Genomic DNA, 24379 nt, shown 5'->3' with positions numbered 1-24379 from the left:
AGCCGCTCAGGGTGCCGACCGGCAAGGCACAATAAGGGCGCCTAGTGCGGCGAGGGGCATCTCGGCGGCTCTCAGCGGTTGATGGGTCGGTTGCGGCTGAACAGCAGATAGAGCGCGCGTGGATTGGTGGTCAGATAGCGCCAGAACAGGCGGCGTGGCTCGAGCAAGGTACGCCAGGCCCACTCCAGTCCGATCTTCTGCATCCATTGTGGTGCGCGGGACCGGCTGCCCGAGAGGAAGTTGAACAGGCCGCCGGACGTCTTGATGACGCCGACATTGGTGAGAAGTGGCGTGAATTCCTCGACGAAGGCCTGCTCGCTGGGCACGCCAAGCGCGACCCAAAGATAGTCCGGTGCGAGTGCATTGATCTCCTCGACCTTGGCCCGCATGGCATCGCCGCGGAGATAGCCGTGGCTGTGCCCGACAATCTTGAGGTTCGGATACAGCTTCTGGACATTCGCGACCGCTGCTGCGTTCTCGTCCTCGCTGGCGCCAAGCATGTAGAAGGTGCGGCCGGCAGCTTCGGCTTTGCGCGCGACGACGTGAAATAGGTCCGTGGTTGCGACCCGCTCGGGCAGCGGAAACCAGGATTGCAGCTTGGAGGCCGCCACCAGCGGCTGGCCGTCGGCATTGATCAGGTCGGCAGCGCGGAACAGGCGCTCGGTCTGCGGCTCGGTCGAGCAGCGTCCCAGCACCTCGCCATTGGCCGAGGTCAGGAACAGTGGACGGCCGATGCGATGGCGCGGATCGGTCGCCTCGATCATGAAATCGGCGGTCGCTTCCAGGTCGAGCGTGGCCATGCGAAGTCCGCCGACGGTGACCCGTGGCACTTCGGCGGTCGCTGCCCGCCCCTCGATGTTGACGCGGCGCTCAAGCATATTGTCTGCCTCGCTGGCGCGTTTGGGTTGCGGGGGTGAGCTCGTCGAGCACGACGCCGACGAGCTTGCGCTCGGCGCCGCCGAGCGCGGCCAGGATCTCTTCCATGCTGTCGTTGATGTCGAGGCTGGTTGGCAGCACCGCGACGAGCGCGTCGACGCCATCGAGCAGCTTGCGGCCGGCGGCCGACAGCGGTATCGCCGGACCGTCGAGGATGATGAGGTCGTAGCCGCCAGCGGAACGCGCCTGCGCAATCGCCTTGCGGATGGCCTCCGTCGCCTTGCCGGCATCGCTCTCGGCAGCCGGGAGCACCGAGATGCCGTTGACGGTCTTGATCTCGCGCACGGCCTTGCTGCCGATCGAGAGCCAGCCGTACTTGCCCGGCTCACTCTTGGCCGGACGGTTGACCTTGTTGGAGAGCGTGTGCGCCTGGTGATCGGCGTCGATCATCAGCACGCGGGTGCCATCGCGCGCCGCCGCGAGCGCGAAGTTCAGCGCGCTCATGCTACGCCCGGTGGTTTCGTTGGCGCCGACGAGCGCGATGACCGGCATCGCCTTGCTCCCGGCGCGCCGGGTGACTGCGGCGCGCATGTCGCGCAAGGCGTTGAGCAGCGTCGTCAGCGGAAATCCGGGGCGCAGCGTCGGCCAATCCAGCCGGGTGAGATCGACGCTGCTGCCGGTGGCGAGAATGGCGCCGAGCGTGTGGATGACGTCGGCCTCCTGGAGGCGCGCGATCAGGGGCTTTTCCACCAGCGAAAGCGGCGCCGCAGCGGCCTCCAGCGGCGCGGCCTCCGGAGAATTCTTGGCAACTTCCGGAGTGCGCGCGTTCAGCGGCGGCCGCGAAACCTCCGGAGTTCGCGAAACCTCCAAAGCACGCTTGGTCTCCGGGGCTGGCGTGTGCTCGCGACGTGTTGGCGTGGGCACCGGCGAGGTCGCGCCGGCCAACAGGAGCTCGGCCGCGACGAACCAGCCTGAAGCAGCGAGCGCGCCAAAGATGAAGCCGATCATGGCGAACAGGCTCATCGCCGGCGGGAACGAACGCCGCTGCGGCACTGTGGCTTCGCCGATGACACGCGCCGCCGAGGTGTTCAGGCTTTCCTGCTCCTCGGTCTCGCGCGAGCGCTTGAGGAAGGATTGATAGACGTCGCGGCTGGCATCGGCCTCGCGCTCGAGCTCGCGCAGCCGCACGGCAGCCTGGCTGAGCTGGACGCTCTGCCGCTTCTGGGCCTCGAGCGCCCGGTTGAGCGAGGCCTCATAGTCGCGGGCGCGCGTCAGGTCGTTCTTGGCCGATTGGGCGAAGCGGTCGATCTCCTCGCCGATGGTGCGCTTGAGATCCTCGACCTGCTTCTCGGTCTGGCGCAGCGCCGGGTGACGCGGCCCGAGCTCGCCGGCCTGCTCCGCATATTTCTTGCGAGCATCGGCATATTGGGCGCGCAGGTTGGCGATCGTCGGCGATTGCAAGGCTTCGGGAATCGCGCCGGCATCCGCAGCCGTGCGCCGGCTTGCCTCGATCTGGTCGAGCCGCGCCTGCGCATCCATCGTCGCCGCGCGAGCCGCGGAAAGCCGCTGGTTGCTGGAGGAGAGCTGTTGATCGCTGATCAGCGCGTCCTGGGTGCCGACAAAATTATTCTGGGCCTTGTAGGTCGCGAGCGCGGTCTCGGCGTTGCGCAGCCGCTCGCGCAATTCCTTCAGGCGGCCGGACAGGTCGCTGGTGGCGCGCCGCGCCGCCAGAGCCTGTGAATTGCGGGAGTCCGAAAGATAGGTGCTGGTCAGCGTGTTGGCGAGCATCGCTGCTTTCGCCGGATCGGTCGACCAGACCTCGATGTCGACGATGAAGCTCTTGTCGCCCTTGCGGACCGTGATGTGCTTGTTTAGGGCGTCGAGCGCCGCAAGCTGCACGTCCTTTATTTCTGCAGCAGAGGGCGCGCGTGGTTGCAGGCCGATCAGGCCCAGCAGCGACGACATCAGGCTCCTGGCATCGCCGCCGCCGAATTCCGCATCATTCTCGAGATTGGCGTGCTGGATCACCTGCAACAGCACGCTGTTGGATGTGATCAGGCGGGCCTGGCTCTCCACCACCATGGACATGCCAGAGACGTCCTGCGCGCGAGGGGTGAGTTCGCGATCGACGAGCTGGAGTTCGCGCGGATCGACATAGAGCTGGGATGTGGCGGTGTAGCGCGGCGTGAGACTCTTGCCGATGGTGACGGCGAGCGCCGCGCCGAGCAGGGCGGCTGCCGCAATCGCGACCCTGCGCCGCCAAAGCAGGCTGGCGAGTTCCAGCACGTTGAAGCCGGTCGGCGAGCTCTGCTGAGGGGCCCCCGATCTGGCCCGATCTATCGGCTGGTTATAGTCAAGCATGATCCCCAGCTTCCATTCCAAGTGTCGTAGGCTGAGGGGTTACTCTTCGCTCTACCCCACGCACCCGGGATATAGGTGCCCAATCAACGCAATAGGGAAAATTAACCATACTCATTGAGGGACTATTCACCGAAATGGCAAACAAAGCGTTTAAGCGGCCGCCGCTTCCCGGCGCGTCGTCGTGACGCTCTCGATGCGTCGGTCCCTCAGAGATTAACGGTTCGTTACTGAACATGCGCGCCATCGTCAGCGCTTCCGCAGAATGACATGATAGTCGCCGCGGCGGACGTCGGTCCCGCGCGGGAGCAGGGCATTCATGAGTGCGGCGCCGGCATCGACGAGGGCGGCGAACAGCGGCTTGCGCTGGCGCATCTCGGGATAGCGCGGACTCTCGACCTCGCGGCGATAGATCATGTCGAGGCCATGGGCGGCGGCGAACGTTTCGAGCTTCGACAGCGTCACCAGCGGGTGGAAAAAGGTCGGAAACGGCGGTTCGCCGGGCAGGCCGGCATTCCTGATGCCGCGGATATTCCGATAGAACCAGACATGGAACCAGTGCGGCGAGTATTTGGTGACGACGCCCGAGAGCGAGTGCGGATTGGGCGCACCGATCAGGATCATCCCGCCGGGCTTGAGAGCATCGCGGAAGTTCAACAGCGCGGCCTCGACGTCGGGCAGATGCTCGATCACGTTGTAGCAGATCACCACATCGAAGGCTTCAGCGCCGAAGCGATGGGTCTGCACGTCGCCGAGGATTGCGTCGTCTGCGTAAGTGTTGTTGCGGACCTGGTCCTCGTCGATATCGACGACCGTGACGTGGCTGCGGCTTAGCACGTCCACGGGCAGGAAGCTGCATGAGCCGCCGCCGGCCTCGTAGATGGCGAGCCGGCCTCGCGGCAGTTCGCGGCGCAGCACCTCATGAATGGCGAGCAGGCTGTCGCGGGCTTCGCCGGGGACCATCTCGAGCAGCGCCTGGTTATGGGCGGGCTTGGCGCGAGTGGGGATCGCTGTCGCGAAATCGATCGTGGTTGGCTTGTTCATGTTTCTCGACCGCGCTTGTTCGATTCAAATTTACAGGGAAAATCCCCCGTGCCCGAAGAGCAAATCTGATGCCGGGTCTCTTCACCGGTCGCGTCGGGTTAATGCGCATATGCGTTAACTACGGCATCTTCCGCATTGCGCGATTGCCGGACGATGGACCGCGAATTGCAATATCACGCGCATCAGAGCTCATAGGAAAAACGAGCGAAAGCGGTTAAGCGCTTGATAATAGGCTTGCATGCTCGAGGATGTCGGCAAGAAGGCTCGTTTTGTCGCCGAAGCGGGTCGCTCATTTTGGGACGCATCTGTTGCACGTCGTTGTGCCGTTGCGGGACTGCTCGATGCACGCGATCGACGCAGGGTTTCTTCAACACATCTCGGGCATCTAGAACGCCATGACGCTGATCCCGACAGACCTGTCCGCCAACCGGATCTCGGACCTCGTGCGTGATCCCAACCGGGAGATCGCCGCGAGCTCGCGCGTCATCGACCTGTCGGTCGGCATCGTCGTCTGCATTCCCTGCTTTCGCCGGCCGCAGCATCTACGGCTAACGCTGGAGTCGCTTGCCAGCCAGCGTAGCCCGCGCTCCTTCGCGGTCGTCATGGTCGAGAACGACGCGGCAGAGCGCGAGAGCGCGCCGGTCGCTGCGGAATTCCTCGCTGCCGGCAAGCTCCAGGGCATCTGCCTGGTCGAGCAGCGTCAGGGCAATTGCCAGGCGATCAATGCCGCGTTCGAGACGGCGCAGGCGCTGTTTCCGGCCGCGACCCGCTTCCTGATGATCGACGACGACGAGATCGCCTCGCCCGACTGGCTCGAGCTGATGGTTCGCACCTGTGAGGCAACCGGCGCAGACGTGGTCGGCGGACCGGTGCTGCCGGTGTTCGACGACGACAGCCAGCCATGGCTCGCGCGTCACCCGGCCTTCTGTCCCGCCTATGATTACAGCGGCGCGGTACCTTTGATTTATGGCTGCGGCAATTGCCTGATCACGCGCGCGGTGTTCGAGCGGTTCGATCATCCCGCCTTCGATTTGCGCTTCAATTTCCTTGGCGGCGGCGACTGCGATTTCTTCGTGCGGTGCCGCGATGCCGGCATGAAATTCCACTGGACGGCGGAAGCCGTCATCGCCGAGACCGTACCGCAAAGCCGCACCAGCCTCGGCTGGATCATGAGGCGTGGTCTGCGCATCGGCGCGATCAATTATCGCGTGCAGTACAAGGCCGCGCCAAGCACGGCGGCGCGGGCGTGGGTGTTTGCGCAGATGCTCGGTCGGCTGCCGCTGTCGGTGGTTCGCGCGGCGCGCCTGCTGACATCGTCGAAAGCCGTCATCGCGATGCATCCCGTGATGGTCGCACTCGGCGCTGCGCTCGCGGCGTTCGGTGTCGAATCGAGGCCTTACGAAGCCTCGAAGATCGTGTCGTGACGCAGCGGACTAGATGCCAAAGCAGGCGAGGACGACCCTGGTCGCGGCGCGCGGCAGCGATATGGGCGACAGCCGGCCGACCATTCCGAGATAGGCGAAGGCGTCACGATATCTGCCGAAGCGGATCGCCTGCATCGCCGAATAGGTGACGAGATGAATCTCGGCGGCCCGGCGCAGCCCGGCTGCCGAGCCCACGGGAAGTCTCGCCAGGATCAGCCCGTCATCGAAGATACGCGCGATCGCCGGGAAGAAATCCTGCGGCGTCCGCACCGCCGCATTCATGGTGTTAGCCGTGTGCAGCCGATAGTCGAGCAGCAGCTTTGGTGCAAACTCGAACTCGCCGATCGCGGCGAGGCGGCACCAGCAATGCCAATCCTCGCAGTATCTGAGCGAGACGTCGAAGCCGCCGATGGCGCGGAAGGTCTCCGCACGTGCGAGCGCGATGCCGCCATTGACGATGAAGTTGCCGCTGGCGAGCCGTGCCAGCACGTCGCCGGACGGTTTGCGGCGTCCCTTGAGGAGGTCCCGCCGGCCGATCTGCCGTCCCTCGCTGTCGATCGTGTTGTAGTCGCCGTAGACGAGGACCGCGCGCGGAGCAGCGCGCGCCGCCGCGAGCAGCGTCGCCACCGCGCCGGGCCGCAGGCGGTCGTCGGCATCGAGGAAGAGCAGCCACTCGCCGCTCGCGTGCCGGGCGCCGAGATTGCGGGCCGCCGACACGCCGGCGGAGTCGTTAGTCATCAGGTGCAGCCGCGGGTCGCGGATGGCTCGGACGATTGCGGCGGTATCGTCGGTTGAGCCGTCATCCACGACGATCGCTTCGCTCACCTCGCCTTGTGCCAGTGCGCTGGCGAGGGTTTCGCCGACATAGGCCGCAACGTTCTTGGCGGGAATGACGACTGAGACTGACGCAACCGCGGTCACCGGCCGCGCGATTCGCGCGACTGTCGCTACGCGCCGGGCGGCCGATCCATCGAGTACCTCGTCGGCGGTGATCAAGCTGCAGCTCGTCTTTAATGATCTGTTAACCAGGGTGCATCTGCCGCGCTGGCAATTGCCAGCGAATGCGGCTTCGGCCGTTGCAGATCATACCCGCATGACGACCAAATCGGTGCTGCGAAGGCCCGCATCGTGCCGGTTTCGTAGAATAGCGTTAAGCCGGTGACATTAGGCCTGTGCGCGACTACGTCTGGACAATCTCGCGCAGGCACAGCAGGCGCTGCAATATTGCGAGATCTCGCCGAGCATCGTGCGGGAGCAGGCTGTATCGCGCAGCTCCGGCATCCTGGTTGACGGATGGTTAACGGGGGTCGGTTAAGACCTGAAGCTTCCCCGGCTTATCGAACCGGCCTTGAGCCATGGATCGCAGCGCCACTGACATGACCGACGTTGAGGCCCGATCGTTCGGCCACGTGCTGCGCGATGGGCTTGCGAAGCTGAATGTCGTGCAGGCGGCGCGCTGCCTTGTCGCGGTCGCCGCCCTGTTGCTGGTCCTGATTACGCTCGATCCCTTTCCGGACCTGCGCAGCGAGGCGGTCGCCAACGTCGTCGGCGGCCGGATGGCGCTGAACTACATCTCCTTTGGATTGCTGGCTGCGGTCGCGGTGCTATTCGCAATCACCAGCGATGCGCCGTCGCTGAAGACCCTGGTCACCCCGCTGCACCTCTGCTTCATCGGCTGGATGCTGGTCAACCTCGTCTTCTCCGAGAGCCAAGAGGTGTCGATCCAGCGGTTCGTGCTGGCGGCCAGCGTGACCTCGCTCGCCGTCTTGCTGCCGCTGCTGCCACCAACGCAGCGAAGCTTCAACCTGTGTCTTGGCGGTAGCGCGCTCGTGCTGCTGGTGCTGTGCTATCTTGGCGTCTTTCTCGCGCCGCAATACTCGATCCACACCGCGCTCGACATCACCGAGCCGCAGCTCGCGGGCGACTGGCGCGGCAGTTTCGGCCACAAGAACGTTGCTTCGCCCGTGATGACAATCCTGATCTATGTCGGCATCTATCTCTGCGCAGTCGGATCGTTCGTGATGGGCCCCGTGATCGCTGCGCTTGCCGGCATCTTCCTGATCTTCACCGGCGGCAAGACGTCGTCGGTGCTGTGCCTGACCATCTACGCCCTGGCGTCGCTCGTCTACGCCACGCGAAGCTTGTGGCTGAGGCGGATCGTCTGCTTCGCGCCGCTGATCGCAATGAACCTTCTGACGGTCGGCAGCGTCCTCAGTCCCGGCCTCGGCGCCATCACGCGGCTACTTCCAGTCGATCCCACCTTCACCGGCCGTTCCGAGATCTGGGAGTTCGCGCTCGCCGCCGTTGCCGAAAAGCCTGTCATCGGTCACGGCTATGCGGCGTTCTGGGACGGTGTGACCGAGCGGCAGACGGCTCAGGGCTCCGAATGGGCGGTGACCGCCGCGCATAGTCACAACTCTTACCTCGATCTTGCCGTCACCATCGGCCTGCCGGGGCTGGTCCTCGTCATCTTCATCTTCGTGCTCGCTCCGCTCAAGAATTTCCAGGCGGCCCATGCTCACAACCGCAGCGGCGCGCTGGGAAAACTATTCCTGACCGTGTGGCTGTTCGGCCTGTATTACGGGACGACCGAAACCTTCCTGCTCGAACGGCAGAATCCGATCTGGTTCATGTTCGCTCTCGCGGTAGCGGGGCTGCACTTCCTGGCCAGGTTCCAATGCGTCGATCAGATGGAACGGGATCGCTGACAGGTTGCCGCAGCCGCGCGTTTCATAGCGGCACATGAAGGGGCACATGAAGGACAGCGCGACTTAACGATAAGCAGCGACGCAACTTGTGGTCTGCGGCAAAGCATAATCTACCTGGAAAAGTTCAGTAATTGTACGCGGATGACCTTTCTCAGCCTCGAGCAACCAGATGATCGGGTGTCCAGCACGCGGAGAATCTCGGTCGATTTCACGCGTGACTGGCGACAGGCAGCGTCGCGCCTGAACGATGGCCATCGCACTGCGTTTCAGCATGGTTACTGGCTCAGCGCCTGGTACGAGGCGTTTGACGGTGTCGCGCCGCTGATCGCCGTGATCTCCAATGCCGCGACCGGCAAGGACATCGCGATGGTGCCGATGATCAGCCATATGCGGCGGGGCATTCGCGTCGTCGAGTTCGCCGATCTCGACGTCTCCGACAACAACGCGCCGATCCTTGCGTGCGACGGCACGTTCGATGCCGCCGATATGCCTGCAATCGGCCGGGCGCTGGTCGAAGGGCTGCGGGCCTTGCCGGACCGCTTCGATCTGTTGCGCCTGAAGAAGATGCCGGCCCATGTCGGCGGCAAGCCGAACCCGCTGGTGTCGCTCGGCCGTATCGGATCCTGCTCGCTCAACGGCAATATCGTGCTAGCGGGCGATGACTATGCGGATTATCAGGCGTCGATCAGGCGGTTGCAGCTGCCGCGGTGCTGGCGCGTCTTCAGCCGTCTTGGCAGCGCGCGGTTCGAGATCGCCGCCGATGCCGAGCGCGCGCGCGAATTTCTCGATGTGATGGACGTCCAGCAAGCAGAGCGGATGAGACAGCTCGGCTTTTGGTTCGTTCTGAACGACGATGCTCATGCCCGATTCTATCGTGAGGTGGCGTGCCAGGGTGTCGCCGAAGGCTATGCCGTCGTCTCAGCTCTGGTCTGCGACAAGGGGATCGTTGCCACCACGTTCGGTGTCAAATACGGCGCGACCTATTTCCTGTTGCGCATCAGTCATTCCGGCAAGACCTGGGCGAACTTCTCTCCCGGGCTGCTCGCGACCGAGCGCACCATGGCGGCGCTGCATGCGCAGGGCGTGCGCCGGTTCGATCTCAGCATCGGTAATCAGGACTACAAGCGCCGGCTCGGCGCCGGGCGGCTGCCGCTGACCGACGTCAGCGTCGCGCTGTCCTGGCGCGGCGTGCCTTACGCCTGGCGAGACCATGTCGCGCAGGGACTGCGCCGCCATCCAAGGCTCGCTGCGTTGGCGGCGCGCGCGATCGGCAAGGGGACGCGCTGACGTCTCCGGGGTTCAGGCGCCGTCGCTGTTACTCATCCTCTTGCGAGGTCGTCGCAAAGTCATCCAGCAACGCGCGGCCCTGCGGCCAATCGCCCAACCCGCTTGATGCGTTGATGTGGCCGAGCGCTCCGACCACCTTCAATCCGGACCGCCATTCGTCCGCGCGCCGCCGCGCAACCTCGAGCGTGCTGTAGGGATCGTCCGTGCTTGCGATGATCAGCGATGGGAATTGCAGCGGTCCTGTCGGAACGGACTTGAACGAGCCGGCTGCTGCGGGAAACCGGGCGCCGTCCGGGTCGGGGACAGATACCAGGAATGCTCCGGCAATCGTCGATCGGGTGCATGCCGCCCAATGCGCGACGAGCAGGCAAGCCAGGCTGTGCGCGACGAGGACGGGCGGTTTCGCGTAGCTCTCGACCGCTCGCTCCAGGGATTGCGTCCAGTCATCAAGCTCCGGCTCATCCCAGCTCGCCGGCTGAAATCGCGTGAAGCGCGTGTCCGCCTCTTCCCAAGCCGTCTGCCAGTGGGTGTCTCCGGAGCCTCCGATGCCGGGCAGAGTGATCATTTTGCGCATGCGTATCTCGTGATATCTGGGATGACGATGCAGTGTGATCGATCCGGGTCATGGATCACATGGCGAGTCATCGGCGGAAACGATCATTTGCCGATAATCTCAAGGTCGAATGGAGAAATTCGCTTGGATCGTTCAGGGAGCATAGACGGCAAGGATCTCAGGATCCTGGAGGCGCTCCAAGCGAATGCGCGTGTGCCTTTGTCCGAGCTTGGCCGTTCAGTGGGATTGTCCCAGCCGGCGGTCTCCGAGCGCGTCAAGCGCCTCGAGGAGGCCGGCATCATTGAAGGCTATGGCGCCAGGATCAACCCGCGAGCGCTGGGGCTCGGCCTGATGGCACTGATACGGCTGCGAACCTCGCACGAGCACATCAAGACCTGCCTGAAGAAGTTCGGTGAGATTCCTCACATCGTCGAAGTCCACCGGGTGACGGGCGAGGATTGCTTCGTGCTCAAGGTGCTCGTGCCGGCGCCGGAGGACTTGGAAACGATCGTGGACCGAATTGCTGGCTTTGGTGCCGTCACAACATCGCTCGTGCTGCGGAGCGAGCCGGTGCGGCCGATCGGTCGTGAACTCATCAAGAAGGCTGACTAGCCCAGGGCGATCGCGTCTCGGCGCGCAGGTTTCACGATCCGGTGCACCCGGCGCAGTGGAAGCGGCCGCGCGAGGCCCGGAACAGGCTGCGGCAGTACCAGCGCCGTGCCAGCGCCTGAGCTGGCCTGCGGATCATCTGCGCGATCAAGAGGATTTCGAAGGCCATACGCGTTGCTCCTGCAACGTTAGATGGGGCGGCATTCCCACAAGAGAATGCAGCCCAAATCGCATCAGCCATGCAGTCGATCGTGAAGTTTAACCGTGAAGCTTAGCCGTGAAGCTTAGCCATGAAGTTTAGCCATGAAGTTTAGCGATGTAGTTTTTTGGCGGTCTCGGCGATCGCGCGCCCCTGATAGCGCGCGCCGGCAAGCTCGTTGGCGCTGGGCTGGCGGCTGCCGTCGCCGCCGGTGATCGTGGTGGCGCCGTAGGGCGCGCCGCCGGTGACTTCGTCGAGATTCATCTGGCCGGCAAAGCCGTAGTTCATGCCGACCACGACCATGCCGAAATGCAAGAGGTTAGTGATGATCGAGAACAGCGTCGTCTCCTGGCCGCCATGCTGGGTCGCGCTCGCCGTGAAGGCGCCACCGACCTTGCCGTGCAGCGCGCCCTTGGCCCAGAGGCCGCCGGCCTGGTCGAGGAAGTTCGCCATCTGCGAGGCCATCCGGCCGAAACGGGTGCCGGTACCGACGATAATCGCGTCGTAGTTGGGGAGGTCTTCGATCTTGGCGATCGGTGCGGCCTGGTCGAGCTTGTAGTACGAGGCCTTGGCGACCTCAGGCGGAACGAGCTCGGGCACGCGCTTGATGTCGACGGTGGCGCCGGCCTCGCGCGCGCCCTCGGCAACCGCATTCGCCATCGCTTCGATGTGGCCATAGGCGGAATAATAGAGGACGAGAACTTTGGTCATGGATGGTCTCCGTTGTGTGGTCGAGTTGCTTGGTGATTGGATCGTCATGCCCGGGCTTGTCCCGGGCATCCACGTTCTTGTTTGCTTGTGGAGAAGCGTGGATGGCCGGGACAAGCCCGGCCATGACGGAAGCGCTTTACGCTGCGTCGACGAGCACGAGCTCGGAATCTTCCAGAGCCGTGATTTTCAGCCTGTCTTCGTCGCGGATCGCGGCGCCGTCGCGGGCGTTGACGCGCACGCCATTGATCTCGACCGCACCTGCCGCGGGCACGAGGTAGAGGTAACGCGACTTTTGTGGCTCGTACTCGGCGCTCTCGCCCGCCTTCAGCGTGGTCGCCAGTACGCGCGCGTCGGCGCGAATCGGCAGTGCGTCTCGGTCGTGCTCGTCGCCGCTCGCGATCGTGACGAACTTGCCGGAGCGGTCCGCCTTCGGGAACGGCTTCGAGCCCCAGGTCGGCTGGCCGCCGCGCGCTGCAGGCTCGATCCAGATCTGGAAGATTCGGGTCTTGGTCGGCTCGAGATTGTACTCGGAGTGGCGGATGCCGCTGCCGGCACTCATCACCTGCACGTCGCCGGCTTCGGTCCGGCCCTCGTTGCCGAGGCTGTCCTGATGGGTGATCGCGCCCTCGCGCACGTAAGTGATGATCTCCATATTGGCGTGGGGATGCGCGGGAAAGCCGCTGTTCGGCGCGATCTCGTCGTCGTTCCACACCCGCAAGGCGCCGTGACCCATATTGTTCGGGTCATAATGGCTGGCGAAGGAGAAATGATGCTTGGCCTTGAGCCAGCCGTGATCGGCGCCGCCGAGCTTTGCGAAAGGTCTGAGTTCGATCATCTGCGTAGTCCTTGTTTGAATGGGTGAGGCCTGGATCAGGCGCCAAAACCGCCGTCGACGTTGAGCACGGTGCCGGTGACGAAGGAGGCTTCCGGGCTCGCCAGGAAGACCACGCCGGCTGCGACTTCCTCGGGGCGGCCGAAGCGTTGGAGCGCATGCTGCTTGCGCTGGGTCTCGGCGAATTCGCCGCCGTCCTTCGGATTCATGTCGGTATCGATCGAGCCGGGCTGCACCACGTTGACGGTGATGCCGCGTGGGCCGAGGTCGCGAGCCGCGCCCTTGGTGTAGCCGACCACGGCCGCCTTGGTGGCGACGTAGTCGGCGAGCCCCGGGAACGAGGCACGGTCGGCTAGCATCGAGCCGACGGTGACGATGCGGCCGCCTTCACCCATCAGCTGCGAGGCGGTGCGGATCGCCGCGATCACGCCATGCACGTTGATCGCATCCTGGCGGGCGAGGGCTTCCGTGTCGGCGTTGGCATCGTCGATCGCGCCGCCTGCGGCGACGCCGGCATTGTTGACGAGGATGTCGAGATGGCCGAATTCATTTGCAACGTCCTTGACGAGTTGCGTCACGTCCTTGGCGGAGGCCTGGTCGGCCTTGAACGCGCGTGCCTTCACGCCCTTGGCCTTCAGTTCGGCAACGACGGCTTTCGCCTTTTCGGGGGATGCGACAAAGCTGATGGCGACATCCGCGCCTTCATCGGCGAGTGCGCGGGCAGAAGCCGCGCCGATGCCGCGCGAGCCGCCGGTGACGAGGGCAACCTTGCCTGAGAGCTTCTTGGTCATTGGATTTCTCCATTCCCTGGAATTGCGATTGCCCTTGGATAAGGCTCCGCCCGTGGTATAGAAATAGAAACTGTTGAAACGCATTGTTTCCTTAAATCGACCTATCGGACCGGCTCCCATGGCAAAACTCCCCGATTTCGAGGCGCTCGCGGTTTTCGCAAAAGTCGTGGAGTTACGGTCGTTTGCGGCGGCCGCCAGCGAGCTCGTGATGTCGAAAGCGACAGTGTCCAAGGCGGTGACCCGGCTGGAGGAGCGGCTCGGCGCCCGGCTGTTCAACCGCACCTCCCGCCGGCTCGCGCTGACCGATGCCGGGCACAAGCTCGCCGAACGCGCGACGCGTCTGCTCGCCGACGGCGAGGCGGCGGAGAACGAGGCGCTGGCGCAATCGGTGGCGCCGCGGGGGCTGGTGCGGCTCGCGGTGCCCATGACCTTCGGAGTGAAGGCCGTGGCGCCATTGCTGCCGGAGTTTTTCGAGGCCTATCCGGACGTCTCGGTCGATCTACACTTAAGCGATGCGACCGTCGATCTGATCGGCGAGGGCTTTGACATGGCGGTGCGGATTGCGCGGCTGCCGGATTCGTCGCTGATCGCGCGGCGGCTCTTCACCATGCCGCGCTACACGGTGGCCGCGCCGTCCTATCTCAAGCGTCACGGCCGGCCGACGCATCCGATGCATCTGGCCGAGCACAAATGCTTCGCCTACGCTTATCTCTCTACGCCGAATGTCTGGCACTACACCAATGCGGCCGGCGAGCAGGCCAGCGTACGTCCGGGTGGACAGCTTCGCGTCAATAATGGTGAAGCGGTGATGCCGGCTCTGATCGCGGGCCTCGGCATTGCCGAGCTCCCCGAATTCATCGTCGGCGAAGCGATCGCCTCCGGCCAGGTCGAAGTGATCCTGAAGGACTGGAAGCAGGCCGAAGGCGCCGTGCACCTGGTGACGCCGCCCGGCGGCCCGCGGCCTGCACGCGTCGAGGCGCTCGGCGATTTTCTCGCTGCGAAATTGCCCGGGACCTGCAAGCGGCGGACGCGCGGAATAGCAAGGACGTTATAGAGCGGGCGGCTTCTACACCTCGTCATTGCGAGCGCAGCGAAGCAGAATCCCTCCGCGGAGACACTCTGGATTGCTTCACTGCGCTCGCAATGACGGAATGCGACTACGACACCTTCATGCCATTGATCACGACAATCCGCAGGCTCGGCTTCGGCGTCTCTTCCAGCTGCGACTTCAGTTCGTGCACGCGCGGGTCGGTCGAGCGCCTCGCGCAAACTGCATATTGATGCACGGATTGCGCCAATGCACGCCGCGCTTCCGCCATTCGCGTCACTCCGGCTTCGAAAGCCGCAGCACGATCGCAGCGAGATTCACCAGCATCTCATCCAATGCGACGTCGATGGTCCCAAGTTTCCTCATCACTCACTCCCTGCAGAGGAAACGGTGGGATCAGGGATGCGTTCCGGGCCGCGGGCCGAACACGGCTAACACTTCGTAAAAGCGGCCCGCGGGCGCGAGACATCCTTGTCCGGGCCTTACGGCACGCGGAGATGTTTGCGGGCAGCGCCGGCATCAAATTGCTGCACGTGCCGTTCCGCGGCGCCAGTCCTGCGCTCACTGCGACCCTGAGTGGCACCGTGCAGGCGATCGCGGCGGCACCGGGCACGCTGAAGCCGCAGGTCGACGACGGCAAGCTTCGCGTGCTGGGCAATTGCGGTGCGCGGTGCATCGCGAGCTTTCCCGATGTCCCGACCTTTCGGGAGCTCGGCTACAAGGATGTCGAGATGTACATCTGGGCCGGCCTGTTCGCGCAGAGCGCGCTGCCGGCGCCGATCGCGAGCCGTCTGCGCGAGGCAATGGCGCAGGTAATGTCGAGCCCGGAGGTGCTCAGGGGCTTCGAGGCCTCGGGGAGTCTCGTGGCCTATCAGGACGCGCCGGTGTTTTCGCAATTTATCGCGACCGACAGCGCCCGCTTGATCGCGGCGGTGAAGAAGATCGGCAAGGTGGAATAGGTTCCTGCCGAGCTTTCACAATTTTTTGTTGGTCCAGAACCAGCTCGCGTCTCATTGATTGACGAGAATTCGAGAGAATCGAGAAGGATCGGTATATGCGAACAGAGCGGATCGCGCTGGGTGTGGCGCTTGCGATCGGCGGCATCGTGGCGCAGAGCGCGGCGTCCGCCGAAGAATACCGTGGCACGATGGAACAGCAGATGGCCTGCACACCGGATGTGTGGCGCCTGTGCAGCGACCAGATCCCGGATGTGAATCGTATCGTGGCCTGCTTGCAACAGAACACGCCGCAGCTCTCCAGTGGTTGCCGCGCGGTGTTCCAGTCCAACAACCAGGTGCAGCCACAGCCGCCGGTCCCGCGCAATCGCGCCGCGCCGCCCCCGCGCTACAACGCAGCGCCTCCGCCGCCCGCACCGCGGCCATATGATGAAGACGATTAGCCGACTTACGGCCTGATCTCGCAGACGTCGACCCATTCAGCCGCGGTCAGCTCGGCCATCCGCTCGGGCGTGATGCGCACGGCGCTGTGGGTCGAGCCTGCGGCCGGCACCACGACGTCGAACGCCTTCAGCGACACGTCGCAATAGATCGGCAGCTGCGTCTTCAGCCCGAACGGGCAGACGCCGCCGACCTCGTGGCCAGTGATCTCCGCGACCTCTTCCAGCCCGAGCATTTTCGGCTTGCCGCCGAATGCCGCCTTGACCTTCTTGTTGTCCATCCGCGAGGTGCCGGCGGCAACGATGAGAATGACGCGCTCGCCGATCCGCAACGACAGCGTCTTGGCGATCCGTCCGGGCTCGACGCCATAGGCTTCGGCGGCCAGCGCCACGGTCGCGGAGCTGATCGGGGATTCAATGACCGATATATCGGGGGCTTGCTCGGCGAAGAAATCGCGAACGGATTGCAGGCTCATTCTAAGCGGCTCATTCCAAACTCACGGGCGGGCGGCGATCTCGGGCAGCTCGGAGAGCGCGCGGACGCGATGGTCCTGCGCAAAACCGAGCTCATCCATCTGAGTGCGGATCGCCTTGAACAGGGTCAGCGGTGCCATGAGTTCGTTTTCGACGCAAGCCAGAGCCATCGCCTCCGGCGTGACACGCTCGATCCAGGCGACGTTCAATCCGAACGATTTCGCGCCGGCCACGTCCCAGGGATTGGAGGAGACGAACAGAACCTCCTCTGGTGCGGTGCCGAGCACTTCGCCGATCAGCGCATAGGCTTCGGGAGAGGGTTTGAAGATCTTTTTCGCATCGACGCTAATGGTCGCGTCGAGCAGGTGATCGAGGCCGCTGTTGCGTACGAGCGCATTCAGCATGTCCGGGCTGCCATTGGACAGAATGGCGAGCTTGCGCGGCTTCAGCGCTGCAAGCGTGCTTGCGGCATCCGGATAGAGATCGAGATGCAAATACTTCTCGATCACACGTTCGAAGGTCTCGCTCTCATAGGCGAGCCCAAGCACGCGCAGCGTATAGGCCAGCGAGTCACGCGTGACCGCGGTGAAGTCCTGGTAGCGCTGCATCAGCGAGCGCAACCATGTGTATTCGAGCTGCTTGATGCGCCAGATCTGCGTGACGATCTCGCCGTAGCCCGGAAACGCACCCTCGGTGATCTCCGCGACCGACTGGATGTCGTAGAGCGTGCCGTAGGCGTCGAAAACGACGGCTTTGATCATCACGTTGGTCCCTCGGTCAAATCCCCAAAAGCTTGCGCGCGTTGGCCTTGAGCACCTTCGGCCGGATCTCGTCGCGGATGTCGATCTTGGCAAAATCCGCGAGCCAGCGGTCCGGCGTGATCACGGGCCAGTCCGAGCCGAACAGCATCTTGTCCTGCAGAATCGAGTTGATATAGCGCACCAGGATCGGCGGGAAATATTTCGGCGACCAACCGGACAGGTCGATATAGACGTTCGGCTTGTGGGTGGCGACCGACAGCGCCTCCTCCTGCCAGGGGAAGGAGGGGTGGGCGAGGATGATCTTGAGATCGGGGAAATCCGCCGCCACGTCGTCCATGTACATGGGGTTGGAATATTTCAGCCGCATCCCCATGCCGCCGGGCATGCCGCTTCCGACGCCGGTCTGGCCGGTGTGGAACAGCGCGATCGCGCCGCCATTGTTGATCTCTTCATAGAGCGGATAGGCCATGCGGTCGTTGGCGTAGAAGCCCTGCATGGTCGGATGGAATTTGAAGCCGCGGACGCCGTATTCCTCGATCAGCTTGCGCGCCTCGCGCGCGCCGAGCTTGCCCTTGTGCGGATCGATCGAGACGAAGGGGATGAGGACGTCGAGATGGTCGGAGGCGACCTCAAGCATCTCGTAATTGTTGTAGCGGCGGAAGCCGGTCTCGCGCTCGGCATCGACCGGGAAGATCACCGCGGCGATGTTCTTGGAACGGTAATAGGCCGCGGTCTCCGGCACGGTCGGCGGGTGCTTGTTCGGCGATTTGAAATACTCCGCCATCTGCGCCTGGAAGTCGTCATAGCCGTCATCAGCATGGCAGCCGCAGGGCTCCTCGGCATGGGTATGGATGTCGATCGCCACAACGTCGTCGATGTTCGGCAGCTTCAGCTTCGGCATTGGTGTCCTCCCGACGGGTTGCCAAATTGATTATAGGATATAACGAAATTGGCAAGGCTTGGCTGACAAGGCTCGGCTGTCGCGAGCGGCGCGGTGGCGATGGGGCCGTTTCAGTCCTATCCCGAGGTTAATCGGCTGGGAGGGGGCCGTTTGCATTGACATGCGGTCCCGCCATGCCTTAGAAACCGCCCCGTCCCGGGCGGCCGTCCGCCGGCGGGGTACACCTCATTTTGCCACATTCGCGCGTGCCGAAACGGTAGTGCCGAACACGGCCTTTCGAACGTTCAGGATTCTGCCATGAAGGTCCGTAACTCGCTGAAATCACTGCGTGGCCGCCACCGCGCCAACCGCCTTGTCCGCCGCAAGGGCCGGGTCTACGTGATCAACAAGGTGCAGCGCCGCTTCAAGGCTCGCCAGGGCTGATTTCGGCCTGATCCCTGCCGGACGCCCAAGCGCGCCCCGCAAGGCCACGGTCTCACACGAGTTTGACGCCGTCCCTGCTTTGCAAGGGCGGCTTTACGCGTTTAGACTTTCACCATGACAGTAAGATTCCTATTCGCGCCTACCCTGTGCCTGGCCCTTGTCCTGGGAACCGCCGGCATTGCTCCGGCCCTGGCGCAGGTTGATCCGCCGGCCCCGCCTGGCAATCAGAAAAAGATCCCCGAGGCACCGGCCAAGCTTCCCAAGGTCGACCGCACCAAGAATCTGGATTTCCTGTTCGGCGCGCTGAAGGCCGCCCCTGACGAAGCCAGCGCCAAGCATGTCGAGGCGCGGATCTGGGCGATCTGGATCCACACCCCGAGCGACACCGCGGCGCTGCTGATGTCGCGGGCCAAGACGGCGGTCGACGCGCAGAAGATCGACGTCGCCATCAAGCTTCTGGATTCCGTCATCAAGCTGCGGCCCGATTATATCGAGGCCTGGAACCGGCGCGCGACCCTCTACTACATGCAGAACGACTATGGCCGCTCGCTGGCCGATATCCAGCAAGTGCTGGCCCGGGAACCGCGCCATTTCGGCGCGCTCGCAGGCCTCGGCATGATCATGCAGGAGGTCGGGGACGAGAAACGTGCACTCGAGGCCTACCGCAAGGCGCTCGCCGTCAATCCGCATCTCGACAAGATTCCCGACCAGGTCAAATCCCTGACCGAGAAGGTCGAAGGCCGCGACATCTAGCGTATAACTCGATCATCTTTCGATCGATTGCGACGCGCGGCGATTAACCACGATCGCATGCCTCGCGCTGCGGGGGCTATTGCGCGGGCAAGGCGAGGCCTAACTGCATGGCAGGAGCAAAGCCATGAAGCGTTTGATCTTTGCAGGTAGTTTGCTGTTGGCGTCGGGGACAGTGAGCCTCGCCGACGGGCTATTCTGGGTGGTCGGCAACCGTGCCACCGGCAAATGCAACATCGTGACCAGCAATCCCGTGATCGCGGGCGACGTCTGGTTCGGCGACGGTCCCTACAAATCAAGAGCCGATGCCAAGCTTGCCCGCTCGACCATCCGCGCCTGTCCCGCAGTCGGTCCTGACGACGAAAAGGACGAGGACGGCACGAATTAGTCGTCCGCGTTCTAATGCAGGACGCTGCTGCCGCGCTCGGTGAGGCCCTGATCGGCGGCTGCGGCGTAAGCCTTTGCGAGCTCCGCCTCGAGATGCTCGTTGATCAACAGCAGCGCCCGTACGGCTCCGCGCAGGTCGCCGCTACAGCTCGCGACGATCTCGTCGATGGCAGTGTCTTTCGATCTCAAGCTCATCAAAATCCTCCGGTTCAAACCAGGACAAATCCTGCCGGTCTTTCCCACATCCCCAGAAGGTTGCGAGGAGGATCGGCGCCCACCCGCGCCTAGATGGCAGAACCGACCGTGGCGATTATATGGAGGCCGCGATGACGACTGCATGAAGCTGGTCCGGGGCTTGCGCATCGCTGAGAACATCACTGATTTCATTGCGTTTTTGCGGATTGAGATTATGCACATATCCACAGCCGCAGCCCTTTCCGTGGAAACGCTGGAGCGAAACTGCCGTGTGACAAGGTCCGTAGCTGCCATGTGCCCTGGATTGTCCGGATTCTCTCCATGATCGTGATGTCAGTCGTGACCGCGCTGGTTTTGCTGGCGCTGGCCACGCAGGCCGGTGTCGTTGCCGTGCAACGCGCCTTTCCACCGCAGGGCCAGATGATCGAGGTTGACGGCGCGACGCTGCATGTCGTCGATCTCGGCCCGCGCGACGCAGGCCCGCCCATCGTGATGTTGCATGGCGCGAGCTCCAATCTCGAAGCGATGCGCCGCCCGCTCGGCGATCTCCTGGCCAAGAATCATCGTGTTATCCTGTTCGACCGTCCCGGCCATGGCTGGAGCACGCGGGCGCGACGGCAGGATTCGACGCCGCAGATCCAGGCGCGGATGATCGACGAGGCGCTTGGCAAGCTCGGGATCGCGCGCGCGATCGTGGTCGTGCATTCCTGGAGCGGGGCACTCGGGGCGCGGCTGGCGCTCGATCATCCGGATCGGGTCGCCGGCCTCGTGATGCTGGCGCCGGTCACGCATCCCTGGCGCGGCGGCGTTGGCCGCTACAACGAGATCATAGCAACGCCTGTGGTCGGTCCACTGCTCGCCTACACCGTCACCTTGCCGCTTGGATATTTCCTCGCCGAGCCCGGCGCGCGCGACGTGTTCCTGCCGCAGGTCATGCCGGACGGCTTCGTGAAGGACTCCGCGACGCCGCTGCTGCTGCGCCCGCGCGAGTTCATCGCCAATGCCTATGACCTGGTGACGCTGAAGGAATCGGTCGCCGCGCAAGTTGCGCGGTACGGCGAGATCACAGTGCCGGTCACGATCATCGCCGGCGAGCCGGACAAGACCGTGTCGACCAACATTCATGCCCGTCCGTTTGCAGCATTGGTGCGGAATGCAAAGCTGATCGTGCTGCCCGATCTCGGCCACATGGTGCAGATCGCGGAGCCGGATCTCGTGAAGACTGAAATCGAGACGATGATCGGCAAGATCGTCCCAGTGCAGGCGGCCGCCGATTAGCGGCCGCCTTGCTAGCGCTTACTGCTTGACCTTGCCGTCCTTGTCGAACTGCGAGACGTAGGCCCAAAGATTGTTGATCTCGGTCTCGTTCTTGATGCCGGCGAACGCCATCTTGGTGCCGGGGATCTTGGCTTTGGGATCCTTGATGTATTCCTTGAACACCGCCTCGTTCCAGGTGATGCCGGAATTCTTGTTCGCGTCGGAATAGTTGTAGTCCGGCGCAGTGCCGGACTTGCGGCCATCGAGGCCGTTGAGCTCGGGGCCGACCTTATTCTTGGCGCCTTCGCCAATTGCGTGGCAAGCCAGGCATTTGTTGAACGACGATTTGCCGGCCGCGACATCCTGCGCCATCGCAGTGGAGGTCGTGGCAGTCACGGTGAGGATCATCAGTGCGCCAAAAGTCAGTTTTTTCATCGGGTGCTCTTCGTCTCTTCCCTGGTGGGTCTAGCCTGGTCAGTCTCTTGCCGGACGGCAACCGTCGGGCCTGCCGCATTTGGCATGGCCCGCTCGGCTTGGACAAGCCACGAAACCATGACAGGTTTCACGATTTCCTACTTGTCCCAGAGCGAACTCGCCTGCAATCGTCGATCCGACTTTCGGATGGCCTACCCAAACCACCGCGGACGTGGTTGATTTGCCGCGACAAAATGGATCGTGCGGGGCGAGTCGGAAGGATATGCCAGGATGGATGTGCTATGGCCATCATGATGCCTGCCAGCGACCAGGCGGTGCTCGCGCGCCGTGCGGAGATCGTCGCCGCACTGCGCGCGATCGTGCCCGGCGAAGGCGTGATCGACAGCGCCGCGGAGATGCGGGCCTATGAATCCGACGGGCTGACCGCCTATCGGCAGCCGCCGATGGTCGTGGTGCTGCCGGATACGACTGAGCAGGTCTCGCTCGTCCTGAAATATTGTGCCGGGCAGAGCATCAAGGTGGTGCCGCGCGGCTCCGGGACGTCGCTGTCCGGCGGCGCGCTGCCGCTGGAAGACGGCGTGCTGCTGGGCCTCGGCAAGTTCAAGCGCATCCGCGAGATCGATTTCGACAATCGCGTCGTCGTCACCGAGCCCGGCGTCACTAACCTTGCCATCAGCCAGGCGGTCGCGCATGCCGGGTTCTACTACGCGCCCGATCCGTCCTCGCAAATCGCCTGCTCGATCGGCGGCAATGTCGCGGAAAATTCCGGCGGCGTGCACTGCCTGAAATACGGCATGACCACCAACAACGTGCTCGGCTGCGAGATCGTGCTGATGAGCGGCGAGATCCTGCGCATTGGCGGCAAGGGGTGCGAAAGTCCCGGCTACGATCTGATGGGCGTCATCACCGGCTCCGAAGGCCTGCTCGGCGTCATCACCGAGATCACGGTGCGCATCCTGCAAAAGCCGGAAACGGCGCGCGCGCTGATGGTCGGCTTTGCGCAAGTCGAAGCGGCCGGCGAATGCGTGGCGCGCATCATAGGCGCCGGCATCATTCCCGGCGGCATGGAGATGATGGACAAGCCCGCTATCCATGCCGCAGAAGCCTTCGTTCATGCCGGCTATCCGCTCGAAGTCGAGGCGCTGCTGATCATCGAGCTCGACGGCCCCAAGATCGAGGTCGACGAGCTGATCAGCCGCGTCGAGGCCATCGCCAATGGCTGTGGCTCGACCACCTGCCAGATCTCGACGTCGGAGGCGGAGCGCAATCTGTTCTGGGCGGGCCGCAAGGCGGCGTTTCCGGCCGTGGGCCGCATCTCACCGGACTATCTCTGCATGGACGGCACCATTCCCCGCGGCGCGCTGCCAAAGGCGCTGGCGCGCATCCGCGATCTGTCGGAAAAATACCAGCTCGGCTGCGCCAACGTGTTCCACGCCGGCGACGGCAATCTGCATCCGCTGATCCTCTACGATGCCAACAAGCCCGGCGAGATCGAGCGCGCCGAAGCCTTCGGCGCCGACATCCTGCGCGCCTGCGTCGAGTTCGGCGGCGTGCTCACCGGCGAGCATGGCGTCGGCATCGAGAAGCGCGACCTGATGCCGGAGATGTTCAGCGAAATCGACTTGAACCAGCAGCAGCGCCTCAAATGCGCCTTCGACGCGCAGGGCCTGCTCAACCCCGGAAAAGTGTTTCCGACGCTGCACCGCTGCGCCGAACTCGGCCGCATGCATGTGCACGCGGGCAAGCTGGCGTTTCCGGGTATTCCGCGGTTCTAGCCCGCAATGAGTGAATTCAGTGCCAACTATCATATACGCGTCGGCGAACGTGCCGATGCGCAAAAGGTGCTGCGCCAGGCGAAGGTCAGCGGCGTCGTCTTCGGACCGGCGAATGGATGGCTGAGCTTCGTTCCGTACGCCGGCTTGGCCAGCTATCGAAACGCGGGCGAAGCTCGTTTCGCTGATTATCTCGCGAAACAGACCGGCCTTCCCGTTCTGTATTATTGCTACGCCGACGACCATGGCTGGAGCTTCGCACTCGCGGACAAGGAGCGCCCCTTGGTCCAGTTCGGGTGCTGGTGGGACCCGCAGCCGGCAGTCGAGCGCGACCAATTCGATCCGCTCGCACTCGCTCCCTTTGTCGCAACGGAGGCGCTCGAGCCGCTGCTTCGTTCGTTCGACCACGAAGACGCGATGCGTGCGCAACCGGCATATCGCTTCGGCGAGTTGCTCGGTCTTCCCGCGTACCAGTGGCTGTCCCCCGATCTGGCCCAGAACGACACGCAGGACCTTCTCGATCGTGCCGGACGCAAGCTCGGTACCAAGCCGGCCAGCGCGGCGGTGCGGTTTCAGCTTCCTCCAAATCGAAAGATCACGTTCCCAAAACCCGGTCCCAGCGCACGCGAGGCTCTGAACCTCATCACCCCGTTCATGGCGCAATTCAAGCCGCCCTGGTGCCTGACGAGTGTGCACACTTACGGCTTCGCGGTCGCGGCGTTTGGCGGGCACAATGGCGCTACGGTGACAGCGGTGAGACAGTGCAGGCTGCCCTCCTGGAGGATGGCCGGCTGTTGTTCAGCGCAGATTCAGCACCGTCCTATGCGACCGACTATCTGATGAGAGCGATGCACTTGCCAGAGAAGTGGCTCGACAGCCCCGACATTACAGCAATTATGGCAAATCTAACCATTCCCAGCGGATTTGACGGGGGGCGCTCGGGAGCCATGACCCTCAGGTCGCTCAACGACCTTCCGCACCTTTGGGAAATCGTGGTTGTTGGCGAGCACCGCAAAGTCGGATCTTCCACGTCCTGGACCGTCTATGTCGACGCTGTTTCGGGAGAAGTCCTCGCCGAAGTTCACTCGACGGTCACGTTTTGGTTCGATCGCGCGTGAGAGGCGGCGATTGGCAGGAGACGCATCACCAGGAGTGACGCGGCGCCGAACGGCACGGCGAGGCTGCGCC

The 24379-nt window shown here is 63.7% G+C and carries 27 protein-coding genes and 2 pseudogenes; 14 read left to right on the top strand and 15 right to left on the bottom strand.

Annotated features, from left to right (window positions below; all coding sequences use genetic code 11):
• Window positions 1-71: 71 nt before the first annotated feature.
• The 3 genes from IVA82_RS35840 to IVA82_RS35830 form a co-directional block, all read right to left on the bottom strand.
• Entirely contained in the window at window positions 72-878 is an 807-nt protein-coding gene (locus IVA82_RS35840; protein ID WP_247381460.1) for a WecB/TagA/CpsF family glycosyltransferase, read from the bottom strand.
• A complete protein-coding gene (locus IVA82_RS35835; protein ID WP_247381462.1) occupies window positions 871-3237 on the bottom strand; it encodes an exopolysaccharide transport family protein in 2367 nt (788 codons plus the stop codon). The genes IVA82_RS35840 and IVA82_RS35835 overlap by 8 nt, the downstream gene beginning before the upstream one ends.
• 246 nt (window positions 3238-3483) lie before the next feature.
• Entirely contained in the window at window positions 3484-4278 is a 795-nt protein-coding gene (locus IVA82_RS35830) for a class I SAM-dependent methyltransferase (protein ID WP_247381464.1), read from the bottom strand.
• Window positions 4279-4673: 395 nt separating this feature from the next.
• Here IVA82_RS35830 and IVA82_RS35825 point away from each other — a divergent pair, with 395 nt between their 5' ends.
• The gene (locus tag IVA82_RS35825; protein ID WP_247381466.1) at window positions 4674-5702 is read left to right on the top strand and encodes a glycosyltransferase family 2 protein; all 1029 of its coding nucleotides are present in this window, start codon (window positions 4674-4676) and stop codon (window positions 5700-5702) included.
• 9 nt (window positions 5703-5711) lie between these two features.
• Here IVA82_RS35825 and IVA82_RS35820 read toward each other — a convergent pair whose 3' ends face one another.
• A complete protein-coding gene (locus IVA82_RS35820; RefSeq protein WP_247381477.1) occupies window positions 5712-6698 on the bottom strand; it encodes a glycosyltransferase in 987 nt (328 codons plus the stop codon).
• A gap of 359 nt (window positions 6699-7057) precedes the next feature.
• Here IVA82_RS35820 and IVA82_RS35815 point away from each other — a divergent pair, with 359 nt between their 5' ends.
• Together IVA82_RS35815 and IVA82_RS35810 are read left to right on the top strand one after the other, a co-directional pair.
• A complete protein-coding gene (locus tag IVA82_RS35815; RefSeq protein ID WP_247381479.1) occupies window positions 7058-8410 on the top strand; it encodes an O-antigen ligase in 1353 nt (450 codons plus the stop codon).
• A 141-nt stretch (window positions 8411-8551) separates the two neighbouring features.
• Entirely contained in the window at window positions 8552-9697 is a 1146-nt protein-coding gene (locus tag IVA82_RS35810) for a GNAT family N-acetyltransferase (RefSeq protein WP_247381489.1), read from the top strand.
• 28 nt (window positions 9698-9725) lie between these two features.
• Here the strand turns inward: IVA82_RS35810 and IVA82_RS35805 are convergent, their stop codons facing one another.
• Window positions 9726-10271, bottom strand: coding sequence for an alpha/beta hydrolase (locus tag IVA82_RS35805; protein ID WP_247381492.1), 546 nt, complete (start codon window positions 10269-10271; stop codon window positions 9726-9728).
• A gap of 123 nt (window positions 10272-10394) precedes the next feature.
• Between IVA82_RS35805 and IVA82_RS35800 the strand changes: the two genes are divergently transcribed.
• The gene (locus tag IVA82_RS35800) at window positions 10395-10862 is read left to right on the top strand and encodes an Lrp/AsnC family transcriptional regulator (protein ID WP_247381494.1); all 468 of its coding nucleotides are present in this window, start codon (window positions 10395-10397) and stop codon (window positions 10860-10862) included.
• A 31-nt stretch (window positions 10863-10893) separates the two neighbouring features.
• Here IVA82_RS35800 and IVA82_RS48665 read toward each other — a convergent pair whose 3' ends face one another.
• The 4 genes from IVA82_RS48665 to IVA82_RS35785 form a co-directional block, all read right to left on the bottom strand.
• Complete coding sequence (locus tag IVA82_RS48665) at window positions 10894-11028, bottom strand: hypothetical protein (RefSeq protein ID WP_256469770.1); 135 nt, start codon at window positions 11026-11028, stop codon at window positions 10894-10896.
• Between the two features lie 141 nt (window positions 11029-11169).
• Window positions 11170-11769: an NAD(P)H:quinone oxidoreductase gene (gene wrbA / locus IVA82_RS35795; RefSeq protein ID WP_247381496.1), complete on the bottom strand. Its 600-nt coding sequence runs from the start codon at window positions 11767-11769 to the stop codon at window positions 11170-11172.
• Between the two features lie 136 nt (window positions 11770-11905).
• The gene (locus tag IVA82_RS35790) at window positions 11906-12604 is read right to left on the bottom strand and encodes a pirin family protein (protein WP_247381498.1); all 699 of its coding nucleotides are present in this window, start codon (window positions 12602-12604) and stop codon (window positions 11906-11908) included.
• Between the two features lie 35 nt (window positions 12605-12639).
• Window positions 12640-13392, bottom strand: a complete 753-nt coding sequence (locus tag IVA82_RS35785; RefSeq protein WP_247381500.1) for an SDR family oxidoreductase — start codon at window positions 13390-13392, stop codon at window positions 12640-12642.
• A gap of 118 nt (window positions 13393-13510) precedes the next feature.
• Here IVA82_RS35785 and IVA82_RS35780 point away from each other — a divergent pair, with 118 nt between their 5' ends.
• Window positions 13511-14446, top strand: a complete 936-nt coding sequence (locus IVA82_RS35780; protein ID WP_247381503.1) for a LysR family transcriptional regulator — start codon at window positions 13511-13513, stop codon at window positions 14444-14446.
• A 103-nt stretch (window positions 14447-14549) separates the two neighbouring features.
• Here IVA82_RS35780 and IVA82_RS35775 read toward each other — a convergent pair.
• Window positions 14550-14806: pseudogene (locus IVA82_RS35775) on the bottom strand (hypothetical protein).
• A 128-nt stretch (window positions 14807-14934) separates the two neighbouring features.
• On the opposite strand from IVA82_RS35775, the pseudogene IVA82_RS35770 reads away from it, so the two are divergent.
• Window positions 14935-15399 (top strand): annotated as a pseudogene (locus tag IVA82_RS35770) (tripartite tricarboxylate transporter substrate-binding protein); the annotation flags it as partial.
• 95 nt (window positions 15400-15494) lie between these two features.
• Window positions 15495-15839, top strand: coding sequence for a hypothetical protein (locus tag IVA82_RS35765; protein ID WP_247381505.1), 345 nt, complete (start codon window positions 15495-15497; stop codon window positions 15837-15839).
• Window positions 15840-15844: 5 nt separating this feature from the next.
• On the opposite strand, the gene IVA82_RS35760 is transcribed toward IVA82_RS35765, so the two are convergent.
• The 3 genes from IVA82_RS35760 to IVA82_RS35750 are packed head-to-tail and all read right to left on the bottom strand — an operon-like array spanning window position 15845 to window position 17972.
• Window positions 15845-16312, bottom strand: coding sequence for a YbaK/EbsC family protein (locus IVA82_RS35760; RefSeq protein WP_247381507.1), 468 nt, complete (start codon window positions 16310-16312; stop codon window positions 15845-15847).
• A gap of 21 nt (window positions 16313-16333) precedes the next feature.
• Window positions 16334-17074, bottom strand: coding sequence for a haloacid dehalogenase type II (locus IVA82_RS35755; RefSeq protein WP_247381510.1), 741 nt, complete (start codon window positions 17072-17074; stop codon window positions 16334-16336).
• A 13-nt stretch (window positions 17075-17087) separates the two neighbouring features.
• A complete protein-coding gene (locus tag IVA82_RS35750) occupies window positions 17088-17972 on the bottom strand; it encodes an amidohydrolase family protein (RefSeq protein WP_247381512.1) in 885 nt (294 codons plus the stop codon).
• 297 nt (window positions 17973-18269) lie between these two features.
• Between IVA82_RS35750 and ykgO the strand changes: the two genes are divergently transcribed.
• The 3 genes from ykgO (at window position 18270) to IVA82_RS35735 (ending at window position 19533) form a co-directional block, all read left to right on the top strand.
• Window positions 18270-18395 (top strand): type B 50S ribosomal protein L36, encoded by a 126-nt coding sequence (gene ykgO / locus IVA82_RS35745; protein ID WP_006611362.1) that lies wholly within the window; start codon window positions 18270-18272, stop codon window positions 18393-18395.
• Between the two features lie 114 nt (window positions 18396-18509).
• The gene (locus IVA82_RS35740) at window positions 18510-19148 is read left to right on the top strand and encodes a tetratricopeptide repeat protein (RefSeq protein WP_247381514.1); all 639 of its coding nucleotides are present in this window, start codon (window positions 18510-18512) and stop codon (window positions 19146-19148) included.
• 124 nt (window positions 19149-19272) lie between these two features.
• Entirely contained in the window at window positions 19273-19533 is a 261-nt protein-coding gene (locus tag IVA82_RS35735) for a hypothetical protein (RefSeq protein WP_148736991.1), read from the top strand.
• 11 nt (window positions 19534-19544) lie between these two features.
• Here the strand turns inward: IVA82_RS35735 and IVA82_RS35730 are convergent, their stop codons facing one another.
• Window positions 19545-19727 carry a hypothetical protein gene (locus IVA82_RS35730; protein ID WP_247381516.1) on the bottom strand — a complete coding sequence of 61 codons (183 nt, stop codon included), beginning with the start codon at window positions 19725-19727 and terminating at the stop codon, window positions 19545-19547.
• A 321-nt stretch (window positions 19728-20048) separates the two neighbouring features.
• Between IVA82_RS35730 and IVA82_RS35725 the strand changes: the two genes are divergently transcribed.
• Entirely contained in the window at window positions 20049-21005 is a 957-nt protein-coding gene (locus IVA82_RS35725; protein ID WP_247381527.1) for an alpha/beta hydrolase, read from the top strand.
• Between the two features lie 18 nt (window positions 21006-21023).
• On the opposite strand, the gene cycA is transcribed toward IVA82_RS35725, so the two are convergent.
• Entirely contained in the window at window positions 21024-21419 is a 396-nt protein-coding gene (cycA, locus tag IVA82_RS35720; protein WP_247381529.1) for a cytochrome c-550 CycA, read from the bottom strand.
• Window positions 21420-21700: 281 nt separating this feature from the next.
• Here cycA and IVA82_RS35715 point away from each other — a divergent pair, with 281 nt between their 5' ends.
• Genes IVA82_RS35715 through IVA82_RS35705 form a run of 3 tightly spaced genes read left to right on the top strand, consistent with a single transcriptional unit; the run spans window position 21701 to window position 24309 of the window.
• Window positions 21701-23194: an FAD-linked oxidase C-terminal domain-containing protein gene (locus tag IVA82_RS35715; protein ID WP_247381531.1), complete on the top strand. Its 1494-nt coding sequence runs from the start codon at window positions 21701-21703 to the stop codon at window positions 23192-23194.
• Between the two features lie 6 nt (window positions 23195-23200).
• Entirely contained in the window at window positions 23201-24031 is an 831-nt protein-coding gene (locus IVA82_RS35710; protein ID WP_247381533.1) for a hypothetical protein, read from the top strand.
• On the top strand, window positions 23986-24309 hold the full coding sequence (locus IVA82_RS35705) for a hypothetical protein (RefSeq protein ID WP_247381534.1): 324 nt from the start codon (window positions 23986-23988) through the stop codon (window positions 24307-24309). The genes IVA82_RS35710 and IVA82_RS35705 overlap by 46 nt, the downstream gene beginning before the upstream one ends.
• Window positions 24310-24379 lie beyond the last annotated feature (70 nt).

This window comes from Bradyrhizobium sp. 142, from assembly GCF_023074015.1.
GTDB lineage: Bacteria > Pseudomonadota > Alphaproteobacteria > Rhizobiales > Xanthobacteraceae > Bradyrhizobium.
Note: the sequence above shows the minus strand (reverse complement) of the source record. Positions and strands in the feature narration are given on the sequence as shown.

What these genes read in the sequence shown, in the direction of transcription:
- IVA82_RS35840 (WP_247381460.1), bottom strand. Translation starts at nt 878, where the DNA reads ATGCTTGAGCGCCGCGTCAACATCGAGGGGCGGGCAGCGACCGCCGAA.
- IVA82_RS35835 (WP_247381462.1), bottom strand. Translation starts at nt 3,237, where the DNA reads ATGCTTGACTATAACCAGCCGATAGATCGGGCCAGATCGGGGGCCCCT.
- IVA82_RS35830 (WP_247381464.1), bottom strand. Translation starts at nt 4,278, where the DNA reads ATGAACAAGCCAACCACGATCGATTTCGCGACAGCGATCCCCACTCGC.
- IVA82_RS35825 (WP_247381466.1), top strand. Translation starts at nt 4,674, where the DNA reads ATGACGCTGATCCCGACAGACCTGTCCGCCAACCGGATCTCGGACCTC.
- IVA82_RS35815 (WP_247381479.1), top strand. Translation starts at nt 7,058, where the DNA reads ATGGATCGCAGCGCCACTGACATGACCGACGTTGAGGCCCGATCGTTC.
- IVA82_RS35810 (WP_247381489.1), top strand. Translation starts at nt 8,552, where the DNA reads ATGACCTTTCTCAGCCTCGAGCAACCAGATGATCGGGTGTCCAGCACG.
- IVA82_RS35805 (WP_247381492.1), bottom strand. Translation starts at nt 10,271, where the DNA reads ATGCGCAAAATGATCACTCTGCCCGGCATCGGAGGCTCCGGAGACACC.
- IVA82_RS48665 (WP_256469770.1), bottom strand. Translation starts at nt 11,028, where the DNA reads ATGGCCTTCGAAATCCTCTTGATCGCGCAGATGATCCGCAGGCCAGCT.
- wrbA (WP_247381496.1), bottom strand. Translation starts at nt 11,769, where the DNA reads ATGACCAAAGTTCTCGTCCTCTATTATTCCGCCTATGGCCACATCGAA.
- IVA82_RS35790 (WP_247381498.1), bottom strand. Translation starts at nt 12,604, where the DNA reads ATGATCGAACTCAGACCTTTCGCAAAGCTCGGCGGCGCCGATCACGGC.
- IVA82_RS35785 (WP_247381500.1), bottom strand. Translation starts at nt 13,392, where the DNA reads ATGACCAAGAAGCTCTCAGGCAAGGTTGCCCTCGTCACCGGCGGCTCG.
- IVA82_RS35780 (WP_247381503.1), top strand. Translation starts at nt 13,511, where the DNA reads ATGGCAAAACTCCCCGATTTCGAGGCGCTCGCGGTTTTCGCAAAAGTC.
- IVA82_RS35765 (WP_247381505.1), top strand. Translation starts at nt 15,495, where the DNA reads ATGCGAACAGAGCGGATCGCGCTGGGTGTGGCGCTTGCGATCGGCGGC.
- IVA82_RS35760 (WP_247381507.1), bottom strand. Translation starts at nt 16,312, where the DNA reads ATGAGCCTGCAATCCGTTCGCGATTTCTTCGCCGAGCAAGCCCCCGAT.
- IVA82_RS35750 (WP_247381512.1), bottom strand. Translation starts at nt 17,972, where the DNA reads ATGCCGAAGCTGAAGCTGCCGAACATCGACGACGTTGTGGCGATCGAC.
- ykgO (WP_006611362.1), top strand. Translation starts at nt 18,270, where the DNA reads ATGAAGGTCCGTAACTCGCTGAAATCACTGCGTGGCCGCCACCGCGCC.
- IVA82_RS35740 (WP_247381514.1), top strand. Translation starts at nt 18,510, where the DNA reads ATGACAGTAAGATTCCTATTCGCGCCTACCCTGTGCCTGGCCCTTGTC.
- IVA82_RS35735 (WP_148736991.1), top strand. Translation starts at nt 19,273, where the DNA reads ATGAAGCGTTTGATCTTTGCAGGTAGTTTGCTGTTGGCGTCGGGGACA.
- IVA82_RS35730 (WP_247381516.1), bottom strand. Translation starts at nt 19,727, where the DNA reads ATGAGCTTGAGATCGAAAGACACTGCCATCGACGAGATCGTCGCGAGC.
- IVA82_RS35725 (WP_247381527.1), top strand. Translation starts at nt 20,049, where the DNA reads ATGATCGTGATGTCAGTCGTGACCGCGCTGGTTTTGCTGGCGCTGGCC.
- cycA (WP_247381529.1), bottom strand. Translation starts at nt 21,419, where the DNA reads ATGAAAAAACTGACTTTTGGCGCACTGATGATCCTCACCGTGACTGCC.
- IVA82_RS35715 (WP_247381531.1), top strand. Translation starts at nt 21,701, where the DNA reads ATGGCCATCATGATGCCTGCCAGCGACCAGGCGGTGCTCGCGCGCCGT.
- IVA82_RS35710 (WP_247381533.1), top strand. Translation starts at nt 23,201, where the DNA reads ATGAGTGAATTCAGTGCCAACTATCATATACGCGTCGGCGAACGTGCC.